The 21,139-nt window shown below is 44.1% G+C and carries 14 protein-coding genes; 12 read left to right on the top strand and 2 right to left on the bottom strand.

The annotated features are described in order from the left end of the window. Positions 1-238: 238 nt before the first annotated feature. The gene (locus B4G94_RS25680) at positions 239-2,563 is read left to right on the top strand and encodes a TonB-dependent receptor (protein WP_286862977.1); all 2,325 of its coding nucleotides are present in this window, start codon (positions 239-241) and stop codon (positions 2,561-2,563) included. A gap of 5 nt (positions 2,564-2,568) precedes the next feature. Continuing rightward, entirely contained in the window at positions 2,569-3,351 is a 783-nt protein-coding gene (locus B4G94_RS25675; RefSeq protein WP_286862976.1) for a DUF4249 domain-containing protein, read from the top strand. 25 nt (positions 3,352-3,376) lie between these two features. Here B4G94_RS25675 and B4G94_RS25670 read toward each other — a convergent pair whose 3' ends face one another. Next, positions 3,377-4,447: an endonuclease/exonuclease/phosphatase family protein gene (locus tag B4G94_RS25670; protein WP_286862975.1), complete on the bottom strand. Its 1,071-nt coding sequence runs from the start codon at positions 4,445-4,447 to the stop codon at positions 3,377-3,379. A 91-nt stretch (positions 4,448-4,538) separates the two neighbouring features. Next, a complete protein-coding gene (locus B4G94_RS25665; protein ID WP_286862974.1) occupies positions 4,539-5,618 on the bottom strand; it encodes a mechanosensitive ion channel family protein in 1,080 nt (359 codons plus the stop codon). Positions 5,619-5,923: 305 nt separating this feature from the next. Here B4G94_RS25665 and gldL point away from each other — a divergent pair, with 305 nt between their 5' ends. The 10 genes from gldL (at position 5,924) to B4G94_RS25620 (ending at position 21,073) form a co-directional block, all read left to right on the top strand. After that, a complete protein-coding gene (gene gldL / locus B4G94_RS25660; RefSeq protein ID WP_286862973.1) occupies positions 5,924-6,736 on the top strand; it encodes a gliding motility protein GldL in 813 nt (270 codons plus the stop codon). A 30-nt stretch (positions 6,737-6,766) separates the two neighbouring features. Continuing rightward, the gene (gene gldM / locus B4G94_RS25655; protein ID WP_286862972.1) at positions 6,767-8,302 is read left to right on the top strand and encodes a gliding motility protein GldM; all 1,536 of its coding nucleotides are present in this window, start codon (positions 6,767-6,769) and stop codon (positions 8,300-8,302) included. 263 nt (positions 8,303-8,565) lie between these two features. Then, positions 8,566-11,760 (top strand): SusC/RagA family TonB-linked outer membrane protein, encoded by a 3,195-nt coding sequence (locus B4G94_RS25650; RefSeq protein ID WP_286862970.1) that lies wholly within the window; start codon positions 8,566-8,568, stop codon positions 11,758-11,760. A gap of 11 nt (positions 11,761-11,771) precedes the next feature. Further along, positions 11,772-13,631, top strand: coding sequence for a RagB/SusD family nutrient uptake outer membrane protein (locus tag B4G94_RS25645; protein ID WP_286862969.1), 1,860 nt, complete (start codon positions 11,772-11,774; stop codon positions 13,629-13,631). A gap of 47 nt (positions 13,632-13,678) precedes the next feature. Beyond that, complete coding sequence (locus B4G94_RS25640) at positions 13,679-14,605, top strand: hypothetical protein (RefSeq protein WP_286862968.1); 927 nt, start codon at positions 13,679-13,681, stop codon at positions 14,603-14,605. A gap of 185 nt (positions 14,606-14,790) precedes the next feature. Next, on the top strand, positions 14,791-15,096 hold the full coding sequence (locus B4G94_RS28180; RefSeq protein WP_108635204.1) for a helix-turn-helix domain-containing protein: 306 nt from the start codon (positions 14,791-14,793) through the stop codon (positions 15,094-15,096). 1 nt (position 15,097) lies between these two features. Further along, the gene (locus B4G94_RS25635; protein ID WP_286862967.1) at positions 15,098-16,255 is read left to right on the top strand and encodes a homing endonuclease associated repeat-containing protein; all 1,158 of its coding nucleotides are present in this window, start codon (positions 15,098-15,100) and stop codon (positions 16,253-16,255) included. A 174-nt stretch (positions 16,256-16,429) separates the two neighbouring features. Then, positions 16,430-17,428 (top strand): OmpA family protein, encoded by a 999-nt coding sequence (locus tag B4G94_RS25630; RefSeq protein ID WP_286862966.1) that lies wholly within the window; start codon positions 16,430-16,432, stop codon positions 17,426-17,428. Positions 17,429-18,444: 1,016 nt separating this feature from the next. After that, a complete protein-coding gene (locus B4G94_RS25625) occupies positions 18,445-19,623 on the top strand; it encodes a glycoside hydrolase family 88/105 protein (RefSeq protein WP_286862965.1) in 1,179 nt (392 codons plus the stop codon). A gap of 58 nt (positions 19,624-19,681) precedes the next feature. Continuing rightward, positions 19,682-21,073, top strand: coding sequence for an IPT/TIG domain-containing protein (locus B4G94_RS25620; protein ID WP_108635208.1), 1,392 nt, complete (start codon positions 19,682-19,684; stop codon positions 21,071-21,073). Positions 21,074-21,139 lie beyond the last annotated feature (66 nt).

The raw sequence follows: 21,139 nt of genomic DNA, 5'->3' as shown, positions 1-21,139 counted from the left end.
TATTGTTTTTTTAATCGTACAGATCAATATCATACATTAAGTTAACTTAATGCTTTAATAACAGGTTTCGAACAATATTTAATGTAGCAAAAGCGTTACATACTAACTAAACCAGAGAAAAAAATGAAACAATTATCAGTACGGGAGCGTCTAAACTATAGCAACAAATTTTAACACAAGATTAAAATAAAGCACTTAATATATTTGTAAAAAAGATCACCCCAGACCAGTACTAAAAATGAGCTCAATCATTCCGTATATTTTTTCCCTCACTATTGTACTAGCCCCTTTCCTCGCTTCGGCACAGCAAACATTTCTAAGCGGTACTATCCGTGATGCTACGACCGGAAAACCACTGAGCGGAGCCATTATTAAAAGGGTAAGGGACAGCATCGGTACGACCACAAACCCGCAGGGACATTATCACATCATGTTGCCTAAGGGCGCTCAGCAGTTAACGGTCAGTTACATCGGCTATCAGCAACAGACCGTTACGATAGAATTTCAGCAGCACCTTGCTAAGGACTTTGCATTAAAGCCCTTAGCCAACCGAATCGATGAAGTTGTTGTATCGGCCAAAGAGAAGGGTGAAGCCATCGACGACCCGCAGATGAGTACAGTTCATCTCAATATGAAAGATATTAAAGATGTCCCCGTCATCTTTGGCGAGAAAGACCTCGTTAAAACCATACAGTTGCTGCCCGGTGTACAGAGCGGCGGTGAAGGCTCTACCAATTTTCATGTACGTGGTGGTGACGGTGGGCAAAACTTGATCCTCCTTGATCAGGCTACTGTATATAATGCATCACATCTCCTCGGATTTTTCTCTACCTTTAATTCGGATGCGATCAAGGACGTACAGCTCTATAAGGGCGGCATACCGGCCCAATTTGGCGGCCGGATATCCTCAGTACTAGATATCTCCATGTTGGAGGGCAACAAAAAACAGTTCTCTGGCGAAGGTGGGCTGGGTATAGTTGCTTCGCGGCTTAATCTTGAGGGTCCTATTGTAAAAGATAAGAGTTCCTTTCTATTCAGTGCCCGCCGTTCCTATGCTGATTCATTTTTAAAACTGGCGAAAAGTAAAGATATGGATAAGAATAGCCTGTATTTTTATGATCTAAATGCCAAGCTTAGTTTTAATCTGGGTAAGAAAACCAACCTATACCTATCGGGCTATCATGGCAAAGACAGATTAAAGTACAATGACCTATTTCATCTTTTCTGGGGAAATACCACGGCGACGGCACGGTTGAACCACCGCTTTAACGATAAAATATCGAGCAACACCTCGCTTATCTACAGTGGGTTCAATTATCAGTCCGGTGTTTCCAGCGAGCAGATTGATTTTCAGGTGGCCTCCAACATCCGAAACGTCAATGCGAAGCAGGATTTTTCCTATTATGCGAACTCCAATCATACCATCCGGCTGGGGGTAAGCGCACTGGCACAGTCCATCCGGCCAGCCAATCTCTCTTCGGGCAAAAATCAGTCTGTCAATCCGACAGCCATTGAAAGCCAGCGGGGTATTGATCTCGGTGGTTATATCTCCCACGAATGGAAAGCTACCACCAACCTGTCGTTACAGTACGGCTTCCATGTCCATGATTTTATGGTCCTGGGCAAACGGACCTTCTATCAATTTGACAAAAACGGAATGCCTATTTCCGAAAAACAGGATAACAGCCAGATTGCCAAACACTATATCAATCTGGAACCACGTCTGTCCGCCAGTCTGATGCTAGATGAACGCAGCAGCTTAAAAGCCTCATACAACCGCATCGTGCAGAACCTGCATCAATTGACCAATACCACCGCCAGCCTGCCCACCGATCAGTATGTACTCAGTAGTCTCCATATTAAGCCACAGCGCGTAGACCAAGCCGTCCTTGGTTACTTCCGTACTTTTGCGAACAAGCAATACGATTTTTCGGTCGAGGCCTATTACAAACGTTTGGGCAATCAGATTGACGTACGCAATGGGGCCACCTTACAGGCGGATGCCTATTTTGAAGGGGAGCTGCTCTTTGGTATCGGCCGGGCTTACGGAATAGAGGGGCACTTGCGCAAGAATAGCGGCCGTCTTAAAGGCTGGATCAGCTATACCCTTTCCAAAAGCCGGCGTAAATTTAACGGGATCAATGAGGGGAAATGGTTCAATGCACGGCAGGATCGTACGCACGACCTCGCAATTGTGGCCAATTATGCCCTTTCGGACAGCTGGACAGTCAGCGGAACATTTGCCTTCAATACCGGAAATGCCGTTACCTTTCCGAGCGGAAAATACCTTGTCAACGGTAAATCCATGTTCTACTATACCGAGCGGAACGGTTACCGCATGCCTGATTATCATCGTCTGGATCTGTCAGCGACTTACACCCCCAATAAAACGGGCAAACGCTTTCATTCGAGCTGGACAATTGGTATATACAATGCCTACAACCGCAAAAATGCTTATACCATTGACTTTCGGGAAAACAAGGACAACCCCAATCTGACCGAAGCTTATAAAATTGTTTTATTTGGAATCATTCCTTCCGTCACCTGGAACTTTAAATTTTAGACCTTATGAATGCTAAACTGTCTTTTATCCTATCCAGTCTGTTGTTGCTGATTTCTTCCTGTGAAGAAAAAGTGGACCTTGATCTCAATGACGCTGCGGCACGCATTGTTATTGATGCCCAGCTATCCGACGCCAGTTCAGTCCAGCGAATACGCATTTCACGATCCGTAGGATTCGACGATCCCATCAATACTTCCGGGATTAAAGGAGCAACGGTATGGGTCAAAGACAATGAAAATAGAAACTACTCTTTTCAATATGAGAAAGATGGCTATTATATCCATCGTACCTTTAAGCCCCTTTCCGGCCGGACCTATACGTTGCATGTTGACGTCCAAAAGCAGCAATATGGTTCTACCTGCCGGATGCCCGCTTATGTTGCCGTGGAGTCAACCCATATTTCCGAAAAAAATCTCGGCGGAGAAAATTATTTTTTTGCAGCACTGACCTTTAAAGATCCCGCTAAAATTTCCAATTATTATATTTATACCCTCTCCACCAATGGCAGCCCCTTTCGTTTTGCACGAGCAGAGTCCGACCAATTTAACGACGGACTGAAAGTAACCCATTATATCACCGACCAGGAGAAAGACCTATCCCCCGGTGACACAATTACTGTACGCCGCTATTGTGTGGACCAAAAAACCTATCAATATTGGAACGAGTACCAAAGCAACAATCTCAGCAACGCCGCACCCGGGAATCCGAAATCCAATATTTCCAATAATGCGCTGGGCTATTTCTCAGTAGCTCCGGTCATGGAATATAAGCTGAAGATCACACAATGACCAAGGAGCCCATCGCATGCGAAAACTATTCACGGTTGTCACTCTCCTCCTTGCGTCCCTCCGCGATCAGTTCATTAACTTCGTTCATTTCTCCCTTTTCAAGCTCTTCGATATCTTCCGCCTGCTCATCCGAATAGCGGTCTATAAAGAAGGTACAGCCCATGGGAAAGTGATCAGAACCTACCGAAGGATAAATAAAAAGCTTGTCTATAAATACATTTGGGCTATGAAAAAGCAGATCCAGCGGAACCCTGAAAAACCAATAATTGGCATGAAAGGTCGATAAGATGCCACGCCCGATCCGTGCATCGATCAGCTTGCTTGTTTTTTTAAACAGGACCGAAGATCTTGCCCAGGCCACATTGTTAAAATCACCCGTCACCACCACCGGCATTTTATAATCGCGTACTTTTTTTGCCACACTGAGCAGATCACCATCCCGTTCTTTGGAATTTTCTTCCTCCGTAGGACTTGGAGGCGGTGGATGCACCGCAAAAAATATAAAACGGTGACCGTCTTCTGTCTCCAATTCAGCTTCTATACTGGGGATATCGTCGGCTACAAAGTAATGTACCTGACTTTTATTGACCTTGAGCTTGGTGTAAAAATGCATGCCGTAGGTATTATCCAAGGTCACTTTGACCACATTTGGATAGTCTGATTCCAATTCCCGCAGGGCATTTTCCCAAACCGCATCGCTTTCCATTGTCAAAAAAATCTGCGGCTGCTCTTTCCGGATCAGCTCTATAAAACGGTCGTGCTCTTTATTGAACTGCAAGACATTACAGGAGATAATTTTGATGCTATTCGAGGCATCTTTTCCCTTTTCATATATTTCTTTCCGCCAAAATTTAGTATAGCGAACCAAGATAAATACATGATAGCCAATCAATAGCGCCTGAACGATCTGTATGCTCCATATCCAGGGAGCATCCGCAACCAGGTAAAATCCCCAGGCCAACAATGGCACCTGAAAGACCAGCAGCTGCAGCTTCACAAACTCAGCCACACGAAACACCCAGTGCTGGCACCTGATAAAAGGCAGCAGACTAAGGACAATCAAGAGCCCCGATAAAACAAAAAATAAAATCTGCATATTGCTTTCAAAATTACTTCACAAAGATATGGCTTGAACAAGACATTTCCGTATCCAATCACTGACTGGCAGGAAGATCCCCTAAAAAGGGTTACGCTTTAATTTCTTTCGCAGTATAATCAACTCGTGTTTTGGACAGGGCATCCGGAAAATTGAACTTGATATAATCGATCATCTGTTCACGTATGTAACAGCGGAGATCAAAAGCCTGCCCTGAATTACGGCAGCTCATCAAACAGCGTATCTCCATGGAATGCTCCTTAAGATCAGTGACCTGCAATACATTTACTTGACCATCCCATAGGGGATGTCCAGTGAGTAAATCCGTCAGCTTTTCCCGAAGCTGCTGCACGGGGATGGTAAAATCGGTGTAGATAAAAACCGTTCCCAATATCTCTGCTGTAGTCCGCGTCCAGTTCTGAAAAGGTTTCTCGATAAAATAGGTAATCGGCAGTACCAGACGACGCTTGTCCCAGATATTGACCACCACATAAGTGAGGTTGATTTCCTCAACCTTTCCCCACTCCCCTTCAACCACCAGCACATCGTCCATTCGTATGGGCTGTGTAAATGCGATCTGAAAACCCGCCAGCAGATTCCCAAGTGATTTCTGTGCCGCAAAGCCAATGATAATACCGCCGACACCCACACCGGTCAGCAATCCTGCACCGATCTTTTGCATGCTTTCAAAACTTAATAATACAATCGCCAGTGCGACCACAATAATGATGGTCACCACCACTTTGCGGATAAAAACGATCTGTGTCCTGACCTTCCGCTCACGTAAGTTATTCTCCTTGTTGACATCAAATCGATGGTACAGATAATCTTCAAATACTTTGATCGCCTGAATCAAAGCCAAGGCGAAAAAGCTGACTAACAATATCTCGTTGATTTTGGTCACCACCTGTAATGTTCTGGCATTAAAATGCGCAAAAGGAAGTAAACTGTTAAAGACCAGCAATGGAATAAAAATACTCAATATCCTGTTGAATCGGCGAATGAATGAACGAAACAGGGAATAAGAAGACTGCTCGATCGCCTGCCTTCGCAACAGGGGTATAAACAATATTTTTATGAGCATACCAATCAGGAATGAAAATAGGATTAATGCCATATTCCAGAGCCACGCAGGCCAGTTCTGTGAAAGTTGGATTAATACTTCGGTCATAAAGTTATTTTTCTATTGCACTACATATAAATTACTACTATGTATAACTGTTGGGCAGAGCTAACGTTTGTTTTATTTTGAGAAAATACTATTTGCTATCACAAATGGATCACCTAAGAGCATAAAATTAGATCAAGATTCATCTTTGGTATATTTTTTGAACAAAGCTGGTCGTTTCAACTAGACACTAAATCCGCTTGCGATATACGGCAAGTATATACTATTAAACAGACAAATCCGTTTTATACAAAAAAATGAATTAAAACTATCCAATAATAGAATTAAACCAAACACACATAAAAACTATGAGCAAGAAAAAAGACAATTCAAGATGGCTAAATGTGGCCATATCCTGGGGCGCGAGTATCGTCATCATCGGGGTACTGTTCAAGATCCTTCACATTGGCGGCAGCACAGCCAACTACATGATCGGTATCGGACTTGGTGTTGAGGCACTTCTCTTCTTTCTGATGGGTTTCAATCCCCCACCGCCTGAGCCTGACTGGAGCAGGGTGTATCCTGAATTGGACGATAATTTCAATGGCGAGCTTCCTGTTCGTGGTAAAACAGTGGTTGCACAGCCCGCAGGCCCATCGGCGACAGCCGCCCTGGACAAGATGTTTGCCGACGCCCATATTGAGCCTGCAAGCATCGAAAACCTCGGCCGTGGATTACGTGATTTCAGCGAAAAAGTATCTGCTATCAACAAATTGTCTGATGTCTCGCTAGCGACAGATGAATTCACACAAAAATTGCGGACAGCAACCTCCAAGTTTGACAACTTAAGCTTAGCCTTTGAAAAAGCATCACAAAATCTCGTAGCGATGTCAAATACCTCCGGTGATACGGCAAACTACCACGACCAGGTAAAAAACCTGACCAGCAATCTTGGTCAGCTCAATGCCATGTATGAGCGTGAATTACGAGACTCTGCATCACACCTGCAGTCCATGAATAAGTTTTATGAGAACTTAAGCTATACCATGCAAAACTTCAACGAATCACTGGATGACTCCAAAGCATTTAAAGAAGAAGTGGGCAAACTGGCGAAAAATCTGAATGCATTAAATGCCATTTACGGTAATATGCTCAGTGCCATGAACCAGCCTCGTGTATAATTTATCCTTGTATTACTTAAATTAGAAAAAATGGCATTAGGAAGAGAAACGCCAAGACAGCGGATGATCGGCATCCTCTATCTGGTCTTGCTTGCTTTATTGGCACTCAATGTACCGGATTCAATCTTGGATGCATTCAAAAATATCAACAACAGTCTCGAAACATCCAAGTCAAATGTCAACACGGCTGTACAACAGCTATTCGCTGCATTTGAAAACACCAAATTAAAGGAGGAGCCCGCAAGGGCCAAACCTATTTACGAAAAAGCAAAAAAAGCACAGGCTATTATTGGCGAGCTCGATAAATATATTCTGTCCCTGAAAGAAGAATTTGTCAAACAGGGCGGTGGATACGACGAAGAAAAGGGTGACCTGGTCAAACGGGAAAATGAAGACATCTCTCCCAATCTGATGATCAATGAGAAAAAAGGAACGATTCTGAAGGACAAGATTAATGAAACCCGTTCCAAGTTATTGGCATTACTGACACCTGAAGAGCAAAAAATGGTTTCTTTTTCCCTTGAAGCCAAGAATCCGGAGAAGTCGGTGAATGGCAAAAGATCCTGGGAAGATATCAATTTCGGCAGTGGCACGCCATTGACCGCGGCGATGACCATTCTGACAAAGATCCAGACCGATGCACAAAATGCCGAGTCTGATGTGGTGAAGATCATTCTGGGCAAAATGGATCAGGCCGTGGTTAATCTGGACAAGTTTGCTGCAGTAGCCGTTGCGCCTACATCCTACTTGGTACAGGGACAACCTTACAAAGCAGAAGTCTTTTTAACCGCATCCGATTCCAAGTCCGAGCCGGCGATCTCTGTCAACGGTTCAGCATTACAGATTGTGGATGGTAAAGGGGTATACTCCGTACCGACCAACCGGGAAGGTATTTTTAGCTGGACTGGGGTGATTAAAGTCAAACAGACTGATGGATCCTTTAAGGAATATCGTACACCCCAGCAGACCTATCAAGTGGCCCGTCCTTCGGCCGTGGTATCACCGGATAAAATGAATGTCCTGTATATCGGCGTCAATAATCCGATTTCCGTTTCAGCTCCAGGCACACCTACCGATAAAGTTCGTGTGAGCATGAGTGGCGGGAGCATATCCAGTGCCGGTGGTGGCAAATATAATGTACGCGTAAGTTCACCGGGAACTGCCCGCATTGCCGTATCCGCCGAAGTGGCACCAGGCAAGACACAAACCTTGAGTTCGACCGAATTCCGTGTCAAAAGAATCCCGGATCCGATTGCCAAATTTGCCGGTAAAACAGGCGGTTCCATGGCGACAGTAGCGCTGAAAGCACAAAATGCACTATTTGCGAAACTGGATAACTTTGACTTTGACGCTACCTTTAAAGTGACCAAGTTTACGATGATTATTGCCAAACCCCGTGCAGACGCAATCGTACTGTCCACTTCGGGCGGGCAGTTAAGTTCAAGCATGGCATCTGCTTTAAATGGCATTGTTCCGGGTACACGCGTGATCTTCGACAATATCGTTGCTGTCGGTCCTGACGGGACGTCCAGACAACTCAATGCCGTCGCATTAACGGCAAACTAGCAAAAAAAATCACCCCCTACTTTTATACATAAGGCCTTCTCCTTTGCTGGAGAAGGCTTTTTTTGTGTGTTACCAACAGTTCAGGACAGTGGATTAAAAGTTTAATTGCATTATTGCAACGTAGTTCTTTCAGATCCCATTTTCTGCTTAAGATTACTTATCCATCACATGGAGCATGCCGTAACCTGAAAGAGTCTATTAACCAATAACTAAAGTAATTATTTACTTTTCTTGAAACACCAATTATTAAACAATTGAACTGTATGAATTACCAATTTTTCACGAGAACACTACTGAAAAGTAGTATTAAATTGCTTTGTCCTTTGATGGCGCTCGCCCCCATCTCGCTTTATCCCCACAGCTTAACCGAAAGGCCTATTTTATTGACCACAAAATTTGCGGGTATAACCGGACGTGTATTAGATCCCGAGGGGAAACCGGTCCATGGTGCGACCATCCTGGTCAAAGGCAGTAAAGCCGGGGTCAAGACCGGCGAAGATGGCGTATTCCATATCAACCTCCCCGCCGATAATCAAGTCATTATTGTCAGCTACATTGGCTATAAAGTGCAAGAGATAGACATGACCGGAAAAACAAGCATCACCATCCGGCTTGAATCCAATACAAGTATTGATGAAGTCGTCGTCGTGGGTTATGGTACAAAAAAACGCGGTGAAGTACTGGGTGCTGTGGCTTCGGTCGATCCTAAAGAAATCCAGGATATTCCCGCAGCAAATATTGCTGCAGCCCTACGTGACCGTGTTGCGGGCTTAGGTGTCAGCGAATCATCCGGCCGACCAGGTGCCGCCGTTACCCTCAATGTCCGGAATGCCTTTGCCTCAGATCAGGCAAAATTACAGGGTGTTACCAACGAGCCGCTATATGTCATTGATGGGATCATCTCTACTTCGGATGTATTTGAAAACCTAGACGCTTCTATGGTCGAAAATATATCGATCTTAAAAGATGCTTCAGCAGCTATTTATGGAGCTTCGGGCGCAAAGGGAGTTATCCTTGTCACGACCAAGAGAGGACAAGCCGGCAAGCCCCAATTGAGCTACAACGGCTATATTGGTATTTCAGATGCCACCGTCAAACCCAAAATGCTCTCAGCCTATCAGCATGCCAAATTGTTGAATGAAACCTATGCATTGAATAATGCACAGCCCACTGCGTTCTTTTCGGATGAAGATCTTGCCTACCTCAAAACCAATCCCTACAAAAGCTGGTATGACGAACTGTGGAAATCCTCCAAAATGGAAAGACATAATCTATCTATTTCCGGAGGGAGTGAAAAAGTCACCTTTTTTGCCGGCGGCAGTTACCAAAAAGAAGATGGCAATTATGCTGGCATGAACCAGCAAAAATATTCATTCCGATCGGGCTTCAATGCCGAAATCATCGATGGACTGAAGGCAGATGTAGCTTTTAACGTCAATAATACCAAAACCAACAGCCAAAATAGTCTGTCCGATGACCGCGACCAGAATTTCTACCAGACCCTGATTACGACCCCGCAATGGGTACCTATCCAGATCGATGGTCTGCCTGTCAACTTTAACAACATCAACGCCAATAGTAATACCAATCCATTGGCCATTATAAATTCAGGTTATTATCAAAAGCAAAACAATTCAAACTATAGCATCAATGCTTCGCTAAATTATGCCCCAAAAGCACTGAAAGGTTTTAATGCACGTATCCAAGTGTCACATTCCGGCACATCATCCAGTGGTCAGGAATACCTTCCAGCCTATGATCTATACGACTTTGTACGCAGGGGCAATAACAACTTACTCTATACCAATACTGTCAACAGCACCTTTCGTATGGATGGCAACAAAACAAAAATTGCTCCGTCACTGGGCAAGGGAAGCAGTTACCAAGGTAATCTTGTGTTACAATATGCCAATACCTTTGGCGATCACAATATGGCTGTGATGCTTGGCGCTGAGCAATCGGCATCCAATTCCGAGGGCTTATCGGCCTATTGGACCAACCAACAGCTATTGAATTTGGATGAATATTGGGCTTTCGACCAATCTACTTTTACGAATAATGGCCGAAGTATTGAAGAGGCCGTAAAACGATCTGTCTTCGGCCGCTTCAATTATGACTATAAGAAAAAATACCTCGTGGAGGTGATCACCCGTCTGGACGCATCCTCCCGCTTTGCCAAGGGCAATATCTGGGGCTTGTTTCCCACAGTCGCGACAGGCTGGGTAGTCAGCGAAGAAAACTTCTTTAAAGAGCTGAACTATATCAGCTATCTAAAAGTGCGGGCCAACTACGGTCTTGTGGGCGAGGATCGCGTCAACGCCCGTCTTTGGCAGGACCGCTTTAGTGTAGACCTGGTCAATACTGGTTACCTCTATGGCGAGACCCCAGTGGCATCCCTCAACCCGACAATTATTGCAAATCCAGATATCTCCTGGGAAAAACACCGTACGTTTAACTTTGGTATTGAATCGCGTTGGTTTGATAATAAATTGAGTTTCGGATTCGAGTATTACTTCCGCGATTCTTACGATGTATTTGACAAAGGGAATGATGAAAATTTCCCCATGTATGCCGGATTCAAAGCACCGGTGGTAAATTACCAAAAACGCAAAGGCTGGGGGACTGAATTCTCCCTGGGTTACCAAAATACATTTTCCAACGGGCTTAAGCTATCCACCAACATGAACTTTGGCTACTCGGGCAGCTATACCACACAGATGTTTTTCAACAAATTCCAGCTCTATGATTTCTCCTATCCCGACTGGAAGGTCGAAATGGGTACCGACTCCCGCAAATACAATACCGGCAATTATGGACTGATCTATGTGGATATGCTGCGTACACAGCAGGATGTGGATAATTTTCTGGCTAAAAACCCCAACTATACCATCGATGGTAAAGTGCCACAGGTCGGCTGGACAGTATACGAAGATACCAATGGCGACGGAAAAATTACCGAGAAAGATCTCACCACCATGTTTGAGAATACATCGCCTATTTTCTCTACGGGTGTTACCATTGGTTTAGCCTATAAATCTTTTTCATTGAACACCAACCTCCGAGCAGTTTTTGGCGGCAAAGCATTTTATGAATCACAGGCCATGACTGCCCCTACCGATAAAGTCAATGTACCCAGCTTCTGGGAAGACCATTGGTCATTGGATAATCCCGATGGCAGATTCCCCCGTTACGATGATGCAGCCATGATGAGAAAATGGAATTCGACATTCTGGGCGAAGGACGGGACGACGATCCGGATCAACAATATGGTGTTTAACTGGAGTGTACCCAAAAATTTTACCGATAAGATCAATGTACGTTCACTCAAGCTGATGCTATCCGGCAATAACTTATGGACGATCGTAGCCCCCTTTAAACACCGAGATCCCTATTCCTCATCCTTATATAACTATCCGACCATCCGGACGATATCCTTTGGTTTAAACTTTGGCATTTAATATACAAAGACATGAAAAGACATTTTAATTATATCATAGCCCTACTGATGGCATCCAGTACCGTCCTTATGACCCAAAGCTGTAAAGATGATTTTTTTGAACTGGTCGATCACGGAGGTCTTGACGCCCGTATCTGGGACAACGAAGGCGCAATAGAATTTTATCTGGCGGGCACTTATGCCATGATTATGCCGACCCATCCCCATGAGATCACCACCAATGACATGCAGATGCACTATGCCAGTGACGAAAACTATTTCTCGGGAACCAATGGCCCTAGCAAAAAAGTATTGGGATTAAGTGGTGAAATTATGCTCAATGATGTCAAATACATTGCAAGCAAATATCAGGGAACCAATGTCGGTGACAACCGCTATTTTGACATCGCCCGTTGCAACAATGCCATTGCGTATATCCCAACAGGCACGCTTACGACTGATGTAAAGAAAAAATTTTTAGGCCAGTTTTATGCGCTACGTGCTATGGTTTATTTTGAGCTCACCCGGCTGTACGGCGGTGTACCATTGGTTCTTGAACCTCAAAATCCCGATAACCTGAAACTGGAGGGCCGAGCTTCGGCAAAGGCTTGCTTTGGGCAGATCGTAAACGATCTGGATTCGGCCATGGTCAATCTCGATGGTGTGGTATGGGACGACGCCACAGGTCGCGGAAAAATAACAAAAGCCGCGGCGGCAGCACTGAAAGCCAAAGCACTATTGTACTGGGCAAGTCCACAGTTCAATCCTACGGATAACCCCACGCACCCCCATGAGGCACAACGTTGGGAAACAGCCCTGCAGGCCAGCAAAGAGGCTTACGACCTGTGCAAAGCCGACGGCCGGGCCCTGTTGCCCAATTATAACGAGATCTTTCTAAAAGAAGGCATTGCGAATACCGAGGCCGTGATTGTCCGTTCCTATTCAGCGACATCACCAAAGCGGTTCACCATTGTAGAGCGCGCTTCGCGTCCTGGATCCGAGGGCGGGTCACCAGCAGATTATTATGTCCCTACGACCCTATTGCTAGGCGCTTACGCCATGCAAGACGGAACACCGGCCAACAGCAGCAATACAAGTTATGACGACGCACTGTTTTGGAAAAACCGCGATCCCAGATTTAAACATACCATTGTCTATAACGGTGCCGAATGGCCTTTAAGTGGTAAGACTGGAAGAAAACAATGGAATTACAGTAATGCCGAAGATGAATTCTCCATTAAATCTTTTTATTGTAAAAAATTTGTCAATCCGGCACTTTCGTCTGCAGCTGTTGGGATTGCCAACGATATGGGCGGCAATGGCATGGACTGGATCGAAATCCGTTTTGCTGAGGTAATGTTGAATTATGCTGAATCAGCCAATGAAACGGGCAACCTCTCCCTTGCGAAGGAACTTGTCCGCAGCATCCGCCAGCGCGCCGGAATAGCACAGGGAAACTTTGACTATGGCTTATCGCTGGCATCCAACAAAGAGCAGATGCGCGATCTTATAATGAACGAGCGGCAGATTGAATTTGCCTTTGAAGGCAAACGCTATCACGACCTACGGCGGACACGGCGTATGCATACCTTGCAGGGGACTATTCAGACTTATTTATTTGAAGCAAAATCTGGGGCAGCAAAAACGTATCTCGAATCGGTAAACGCGGCCGGTATCCGCCATCGGGAAAGTCTGGATATGAACAACCGCGATACGGTACTGACCTATTTTAAATATCCTTACAACCTGCGTGCAGAGAGTTCCAATGGGGCCTTTGCCTTCCGTGACTATTACTATTTCTATCCCCTTCCCAATACCTTTATGAACTCCTCCCCTTTGTTGGAGCAGACTATCGGTTACGAGGGCGGTACATTTGACCCTTTAAATGATTAGTTATGAATCGTTCCTCTTTAACAGCTATTATACCTCATTATTTACAGATGAAAGCAAACTATATATTCGTTGTGCTCCTATTGGGCACATTACTTTCGTGTAAACGTGAAGGCGACAATATTTTCAATCTATTTGAAGATGTATCCGTCACGCTTCATATGGAAAACGAACACAATATCGGTACCTATAAGGATGTTGCCGTAGGCGACTCCATCTTCGTTGATTTTACCATCAGCTCCAAATCCAAAGATATGCACCAGGTCTGGATCTTTTATAATGGAGCCGGTGCCGCTGCCCTAAAAATACCATTAGGGGAAACAGAAAAAAGAAGTTTTCGCTATGTATATAAGATCCGAGCCGATAAAGTCGGCGAAAGCACCTTCCGGATTATGGCCGTTGACAGAGAAGGAGTGTTTATGGGGGATGGCTCTACCTCCGTTACCTACAATGTACTGTCCGATTACGTTCATCTCAACAACCGCGTGCTCTATATGCCTGATAGCGTAAACCGGAGCAGCGCCTGCTTTATCGACCTAATGGAAGGTAAAACCTATACCTATGCCGAGGCCAAACTACATCCGGAGAAAATAGATCTAGGTATGTACCGGACGTACACCGTGGAACCCAATGGAAGTCTCACCTTTAAATACAACATCTATTCGCTTCAGGCTAGTCCCATTCCATTTGGTGCCTTTGATTTTACCGACCTTGCAGGTAAAGGCCGCGCAACCTATTTTTCGGGCATCCAAAACAATCAGACCAGTGCATTTTTAAATACATTGACCTCAGGTGAAGCCATAAAAACGAATGCGATCTCGCGTAAGACAGCTAACCTCAAATTAGAAGACCTGAAGGTGGGAAGCCTATTTTATTTTAAGACTCCGGACGAAAAATATGGTGTCGTTATCGTCAATGCCCTGAGTGGTTTTGACAACAACCGTTACCTGAACATCAGTATCAAACGTCAAAATTAATCTTGTCCCTTTTTTCCCTTAATACCTGGGGTACCACAGCCTTGTGCGTACCCCTTTCTTACTTTCAAAGTAAGCAATAGCAAGCGAGGCACTATACGGCGCGTAAAATTAAAGAAAAATTATTACCTTTATATTAACAGTCATTTTATCTTGTTTTATAGTAAACCTAAGTCAAGCATATTAGCATGGTAAAAACAGCTAAAAAAAACGAACTTTCTAAGTCGGTATCAGGTCGTATCGATGAGATTTTGCGCTTCACAAAACTTCCTATACAGGAGTTAGCCCATATGACGGGCATTAATATTCGATCATTAAAGGGTTACCAGATAGGCAGTATTCCTATTACACTGGAATCGGTTCTCAAAATATGCACAGCATTATCAATCGATTTCCATGACTTCTGTGATTTTAACAAAAGGTTAAGTCAAAAGAAATTTATGGTTACAATTGGCTCGGCAATAGTATCATCGTATAGGAAGGAGGAGAAATAATTTGAAACAAACACAGGAAGATATTATTGCCCATGCATTTTCTAAAGTGCGTGAATTTCACGCCAAACATGGCCGAACTCCGGTCCGGCGGGAGATGGAAGACATTAATACGATCGCACGCCGATATTTTGGCGCCTGGAACAAATTTATCCTTGCGGCGGGATTAAAGCCTAATACCAGAACAAAAGAAGAGATAACAGCCAAACTATTGGCTCTGGTAAGCGATTTTTATGAAATGAACGGCCGAATTCCCATGCGCAGGGAATTTTCTGCACAATCATCCACTATAAATAACTATTTTGGGTCTTGGAACAAGTTTATTGCGGCAGCGGGATTTGCGCCCAATGACCGTAGAATTCCTTCCATTGGAAAGCTAAAAAATTCACTGGTCAAATTTTACCTTAAACATGGGCGATCGCCGAATATATCAGATTGCACAAGGAAAAATGGGCTCTACAATCCCTTATCCTATTACCGGCATCTGCATGTCAACAGCTGGGCCGATGTACTGGAGTACGTCAAGTTAAAGTCTCACTTTCGGGTTACCACGATGACGGCAGATGAAGCCAAAGAGAAAGTGATCAAACTGATCAAAAAGCACCGTATCAAATATTATAAAGACTACAAACGGCTAAAGCCTGAAAATTATCCCTCGGTTTGGTACCTGAAGGAAAAATTTGGCTGGAACAACCTATGTTATCTCGCCGGAACTAAAATACCCATTACCAAATTTAGCATCAGAGACTATTACCTCAGTCTCGCCAAAGAACTCGGCAGGGCACCGACGACAAAAGAACTGGAAGCCAAAATGGGTGTCACATCGGGTGCGATGGTCTGGAAAACCGGTCAACGCTTAAATCGTTTTATTGAATCTTTTGGTCAAAAGCCGGCTCATAGTACGCGAGAGCGTTGCAGGCTCAGCAAAAAGCAGCTTGCTGAACTCTATAAATCCAAAAGCATCGAACATGGTTATCCACAGGGAATGCCACGCAGCAAACTGATGGAGCTCACCGGTTACTCCAGGGATGTATATGAACTTCGTTTTTTTTCGATGAATGGACTGCGGCTTGTCTGTGGATTCAAATTGCTCCATAGTGGCAATAAGCGCTACACGGAGGAGGAGTTGCGTAATATCTTGAAGATGCCGCGTTACAGGTAAGAACATACAAATATTCAAGTCAAGATCAAAAGAAAGAGCCATTTCCATTGGGAAATATTTTTTAATAAAGGTGAGCGGTCACGACTACAGCATGCTTTGCTATATAATAAATCAGCCTGTTAATTATCCTTTAGGCACAAAATTTGTCATTGCAAAAAAAGAAAAGAACAGATCATGAAAAGAACAGCATTATTATTTACACTTGCAGCAGTTATGGTTTCCTGTAATCAAAAACCAAAAGAAACCGCAGCGCCTTCCGTTCCGCAAGATACATCAGCGACGGAGGAGCCTGCTAAAATTGACACATCGGCAACGCTTGACCTTGCGAGCATCCCCTATTCGGATGCAGATATCGGTGTATTTCCCTTTTTTACCCCACCAAAAGGCTATAAGGAGATGAACCAGCCCATCAATAAGGACTTTGATGTTTGCTATTTCGCTATTAATGGCGTCATGAAACCCTACGAGGGAAGGTTATATAAAGCAAATATTACCAATGAACAGGGTACGCAGTTTTCACAACGCTATTTTGAAAAGAGTATGGAAGATTACTTAGCATCAATAGGTGCTGTTAAAGTTTTCGATGGCACCATCACGGGCGAAGAATACGAACGGTACCATAAACAAGACCCCTATAAAGGTGATGAGGGCGATATTGGCTATGCGGATGAACAGATCCGTGTATACGTCATCCGTAGTAAAAATCAGGGCAATATCTTTATTCAATATACGGCAAATAATGCTGGTGCCAAGCTGAATATACTACAGGAAAACAACTTTAAACAAACCATCCAAAAAATCACGGCAGACGACATCAGCAAGGATCTATCGGAATCCGGAAAATCAATTGTTTACATCACGTTTGATACCGATAAGTCCAGCATAACCACAGCGGGTACTGATCTGGTTATTCAGATTGCTGAAGCGCTAAAAAATGATCCCACCCTTAAAATCGCCATTGAAGGGCATACGGACAATACAGGTGACGCGGCACATAATAAAAAACTATCTGATGATAGAGCGCATGCGGTGATGACTGCTTTAGTAGGGCAAAAAATAGACAAATCGCGCTTATCAGCCAAAGGTTACGGGGCCGAGCGACCGCTTGTAGCCAACGACTCCGAAGAAAACAAAGCAAAAAACCGCCGTGTCGAGCTGGTTAAGATCAAATAAACCTTACTTTTTGTAGCCCTATGCCGCTTTCGATACGAGAAGGCGCCATAGGGGCAAATAAGTGTTAGATACCTTTGTTATAAGCAGCGGGAGCCGGGCAACCTTCTCGTCTCAGTGCTGCTATTGGTACAGCGATTTCCTGCTTCCCAACGACCTTCCGGGTCACCTGACTGACAACAGACAGTATAAATAGGCCTTAATACAGTTTTTGACACAATTAGATCACATCATATTTTCATATATCTTATCAACAAGTTCGCAATAGAAAAAGTTTAATAACATATTTTAAAAAAAAGTAGCAATTAGAGGAATAAGAAAACAAGACTTAATCAAAAAAACAGCAGTTACCCATACTAGAAACACTATTATTCATTAAAAACAAAAGAAATAACAGAACAAAAGCAATAAAAACAAGAAAAAAAATTCAATTAAAACTTATTAGACATCAATAAAATAGTAAAAAAATAATAAATGGTATTTTTTTTAACAAAAAATTGAAAAATAAAACAAAAATAACGATATTTACAACACCTTATTAGGTTTATAATTGGTTATTGAAAGGTTTTCATTCTCCCAGCTTGAAAACCTTTTTTATTTTACCAAAAATCAGCCATATTTTCTTCCGATCAACACCCAATAGCAAGAAATACAGATTATTTCTCTCCAATTAGAGACCTATCCCCTACCTCTGCCTTCGGTATTCCATTATCTTCTAAATAATTACTATATTTTTACTTGTCTTTTCACTATAGATCGCAAAATAATTCTGCTCGCTCTGTTTGGCATATCTTACCGCGTTGGAAAACAGATTAAAAAAAATCTGAGACAAATCAACAAAAGAATGAATGAATTAATATTGTACATAACCCGAAATTAGCAGTATTAGATAAAACCAAGTTATAAACCCAAATTCACGATTACTTTTTATTCCGGCTTAATGGGTACGCGAATTTCAAGAAAATCAAACCTATACTTCGCGTAGTTTGAAGATCGTCAGAATTTAACCGAATTAAATTATGAACATCATCGCTCAACTTTTCAGCTTCTTTTTACCAAAAGAAAGCAATTTTTCCCGCCTTACGAACATCCTCCTATATTGCCTGATCGTATGGACAAGTGTTCCGTCGGCTTATGCGCAAAAGCAATCTGATCAATTTAAATTCGAAGGAAACTATAGCCCTCATCTGATCGGTAAAAGAATCGCTGCCCGATTTGTCCATGCAAAGCATGCGCTCCATGCCGGAAAATGGATAAGTTACCCCGAAACATTTTATTGGGCTGGCGCCCTTAAGTTTGCCGCTATCAGCAAAGATGAACAGTTACTTGAGCAAGTGCAACAAAAATTTGAAAAGTTGCTTTCCACAGAGAAACAATTCCTTCCTCCGATGAATCACGTCGATTTAAACATGTTTGGAAGCTTGCCTCTTGCGTTTTACCAACATCATCCTAGATCCGATTACAAAGATCTGGGAATGCGCTATGCGGACAGCCAATGGCAAGTACCGGCAGATGCCACACAGCAGGAAAAAGATTGGGCCACGAAAGGATACTCTTGGCAGACAAGGTTATGGATCGACGACATGTACATGATTACGATCGTGCAGACCCAAGCCTACAAAGTAAGTCGAGATATCAAATATTTGGATCGCGCAGCCAAAGAAATGGTACGCTACCTGGATGAATTGCAACGCCCGAACGGCCTTTTCTATCATGCCCCGGATGTACCCTTCTACTGGAGCCGGGGCAATGGATGGATGGCCGCCGGAATGACCGAGCTGTTATTAAATCTCCCCAAATCCCATCAGGATTATCCACGGATCATGACCGGATACCTCAAGATGATGAAAAGCCTCAAGCAGTATCAACAGTCCAATGGATTGTGGAACCAGCTGATCGACGAAAAAGATTTTTGGGCCGAGACTTCCGGTTCAGCGATGTTTACCTACGCCTTCATCAACGGGGTAAAGCAAGGCTGGCTTGGAAAAGATTACAAAAAAGCCATAGAAAAGGCATGGCCTGCACTCGTTGACAAAGTAAGCGCCGAGGGAACGGTATCCGATGTCTGCGTTGGTACCAATAAAAAGAATGACAAGCAATATTATTATGATCGTCCGCGCCATACCGGTGACTTTCATGGGCAGGCGCCCTACCTCTGGTGTGTCAACGTCCTCCTGGCAAGCGGCCGGGATAATTAGCCCTTGCCAGAAACCATACAACACAGATCTTATTTCACCTATTTAACCAAAATTTATAATGAAAAAGTGTAGAAAGAACTTCATACACCTCAGCATAGCTGTGATTTTCGGTATCCTTTTTTATTCTTGTAAGGAAAAAGACGGTGCCAGCGAAACCACGGCCGATGCCCCTGCCGGCCCGGTCCTTTTTAACGACTTTGCCCCAAAAAAAGGGGCGGTGCGCACTAGGCTGTATATCGAAGGAAGTAATTTTGGCAACGATGTCAACAAAATTAAAGTCTTTATCGGCGAACAGGAACTCAAAGTTGTCGGATCAAACGGCAAACAGATCTACTGCATGATCCCGCGGTACACCAGTTCGGGAAAAGTAAAAGTTGTGATCAGCCGTAGCTCCGGAGAATCGGTGGAACACATTTTCCCCGATGAATTCCAGTATGCCAAAAGTACCGCCGTAGGCACTCTCGCCGGGAATGTGGATGAAAACGGCAATTCATCCATTATAGATGGTAATTTTGATGAGGCAAGATTTGCCTATCCAGCCTATATCACCTACGAGCCTGAAAGCAATGCGCTCTTCGTCACCGAATTGGACAGGGCGGTGCGCCGGGTAGACCTGGAAACGAAAACAGTCTCGACACTCATTACCAACGGACAGGCCGGATTTACAAAAATGCAGACCACGACATTAAGTGCAAATACAGATACCTTATTCCTCACTGACGACAACCAGAATCTGACTGCCAGAACCAAGGTCGCGATCGCCTACTCCCTTCGCTCCGAAAACTATCGCCGGGTACACCCTTATCTGTATGATCCTGCGGCCTACTCTTGCGCCCCACACCCCATTCACAACAATATGTTCTACAATGGCTATGCAGGTATCGCCATCAAAAAGGCTGTGTTTGATCCATTCCTTAATGAGCTCGGACCCAAGGAACTGTTTAAGATCGGCGGCAACACCAATAACAGTTCGCTGATCTTTTTTCATCCAACAGGCAATTACGCCTACATCGTTTCCTACGGATGTATTTACAAGAGCCTATATGACTGGACGACCCGGGAACTGCAACCTCCCATTATCTTTGCCGGCAGCCCGACGGCCAAAGGCGACGTCGATGCCATCGGCACCTCCGCCAGAATTGAGCGCGCTTATCAAGGTGTATTTGTCAAGAACCCCAACTATGCAGGCCAGGCCGACGAATATGATTTTTACTTTTGCGACCAGTACAACCAGAGTATCCGTACGTTAGCCCCCACAGGTGTGGTGAGCACGTTTGCAGGCAAGGGCAGCCCCACGCCGGATGGCAGTAAAAGCGGCTACATTGACGGCGACCCGCGCAAGGAAGCCCGGTTTGCTGATCCGACCGGAATTGCCTATGATGAACAACGGAAGATATTTTATATCGCCGAGCGCAACAATAAACGCATACGGACCATATCTATTGAATAAAGCAATTCAGAAGCATACATAAAGATCCCTTAAAACGCTGTGATCAAAAGATAGCGTCCGAAGGGC

The organism is Sphingobacterium sp. UBA7625 (genome assembly GCF_002484085.1).
In the GTDB taxonomy this organism is placed as follows: domain Bacteria; phylum Bacteroidota; class Bacteroidia; order Sphingobacteriales; family Sphingobacteriaceae; genus Sphingobacterium; species Sphingobacterium athyrii.
The sequence above is the reverse complement of the archived record's forward strand: the minus strand, read 5'-3'. Positions and strand labels throughout refer to the sequence as shown.

Coding starts and splice junctions, on each gene's coding strand:
- B4G94_RS25680 (WP_286862977.1), top strand. CDS start 239: ATGAGCTCAATCATTCCGTATATTTTTTCCCTCACTATTGTACTAGCC.
- B4G94_RS25675 (WP_286862976.1), top strand. CDS start 2,569: ATGAATGCTAAACTGTCTTTTATCCTATCCAGTCTGTTGTTGCTGATT.
- B4G94_RS25670 (WP_286862975.1), bottom strand. CDS start 4,447: ATGCAGATTTTATTTTTTGTTTTATCGGGGCTCTTGATTGTCCTTAGT.
- B4G94_RS25665 (WP_286862974.1), bottom strand. CDS start 5,618: ATGACCGAAGTATTAATCCAACTTTCACAGAACTGGCCTGCGTGGCTC.
- gldL (WP_286862973.1), top strand. CDS start 5,924: ATGAGCAAGAAAAAAGACAATTCAAGATGGCTAAATGTGGCCATATCC.
- gldM (WP_286862972.1), top strand. CDS start 6,767: ATGGCATTAGGAAGAGAAACGCCAAGACAGCGGATGATCGGCATCCTC.
- B4G94_RS25650 (WP_286862970.1), top strand. CDS start 8,566: ATGAATTACCAATTTTTCACGAGAACACTACTGAAAAGTAGTATTAAA.
- B4G94_RS25645 (WP_286862969.1), top strand. CDS start 11,772: ATGAAAAGACATTTTAATTATATCATAGCCCTACTGATGGCATCCAGT.
- B4G94_RS25640 (WP_286862968.1), top strand. CDS start 13,679: ATGAAAGCAAACTATATATTCGTTGTGCTCCTATTGGGCACATTACTT.
- B4G94_RS28180 (WP_108635204.1), top strand. CDS start 14,791: ATGGTAAAAACAGCTAAAAAAAACGAACTTTCTAAGTCGGTATCAGGT.
- B4G94_RS25630 (WP_286862966.1), top strand. CDS start 16,430: ATGAAAAGAACAGCATTATTATTTACACTTGCAGCAGTTATGGTTTCC.
- B4G94_RS25625 (WP_286862965.1), top strand. CDS start 18,445: ATGAACATCATCGCTCAACTTTTCAGCTTCTTTTTACCAAAAGAAAGC.
- B4G94_RS25620 (WP_108635208.1), top strand. CDS start 19,682: ATGAAAAAGTGTAGAAAGAACTTCATACACCTCAGCATAGCTGTGATT.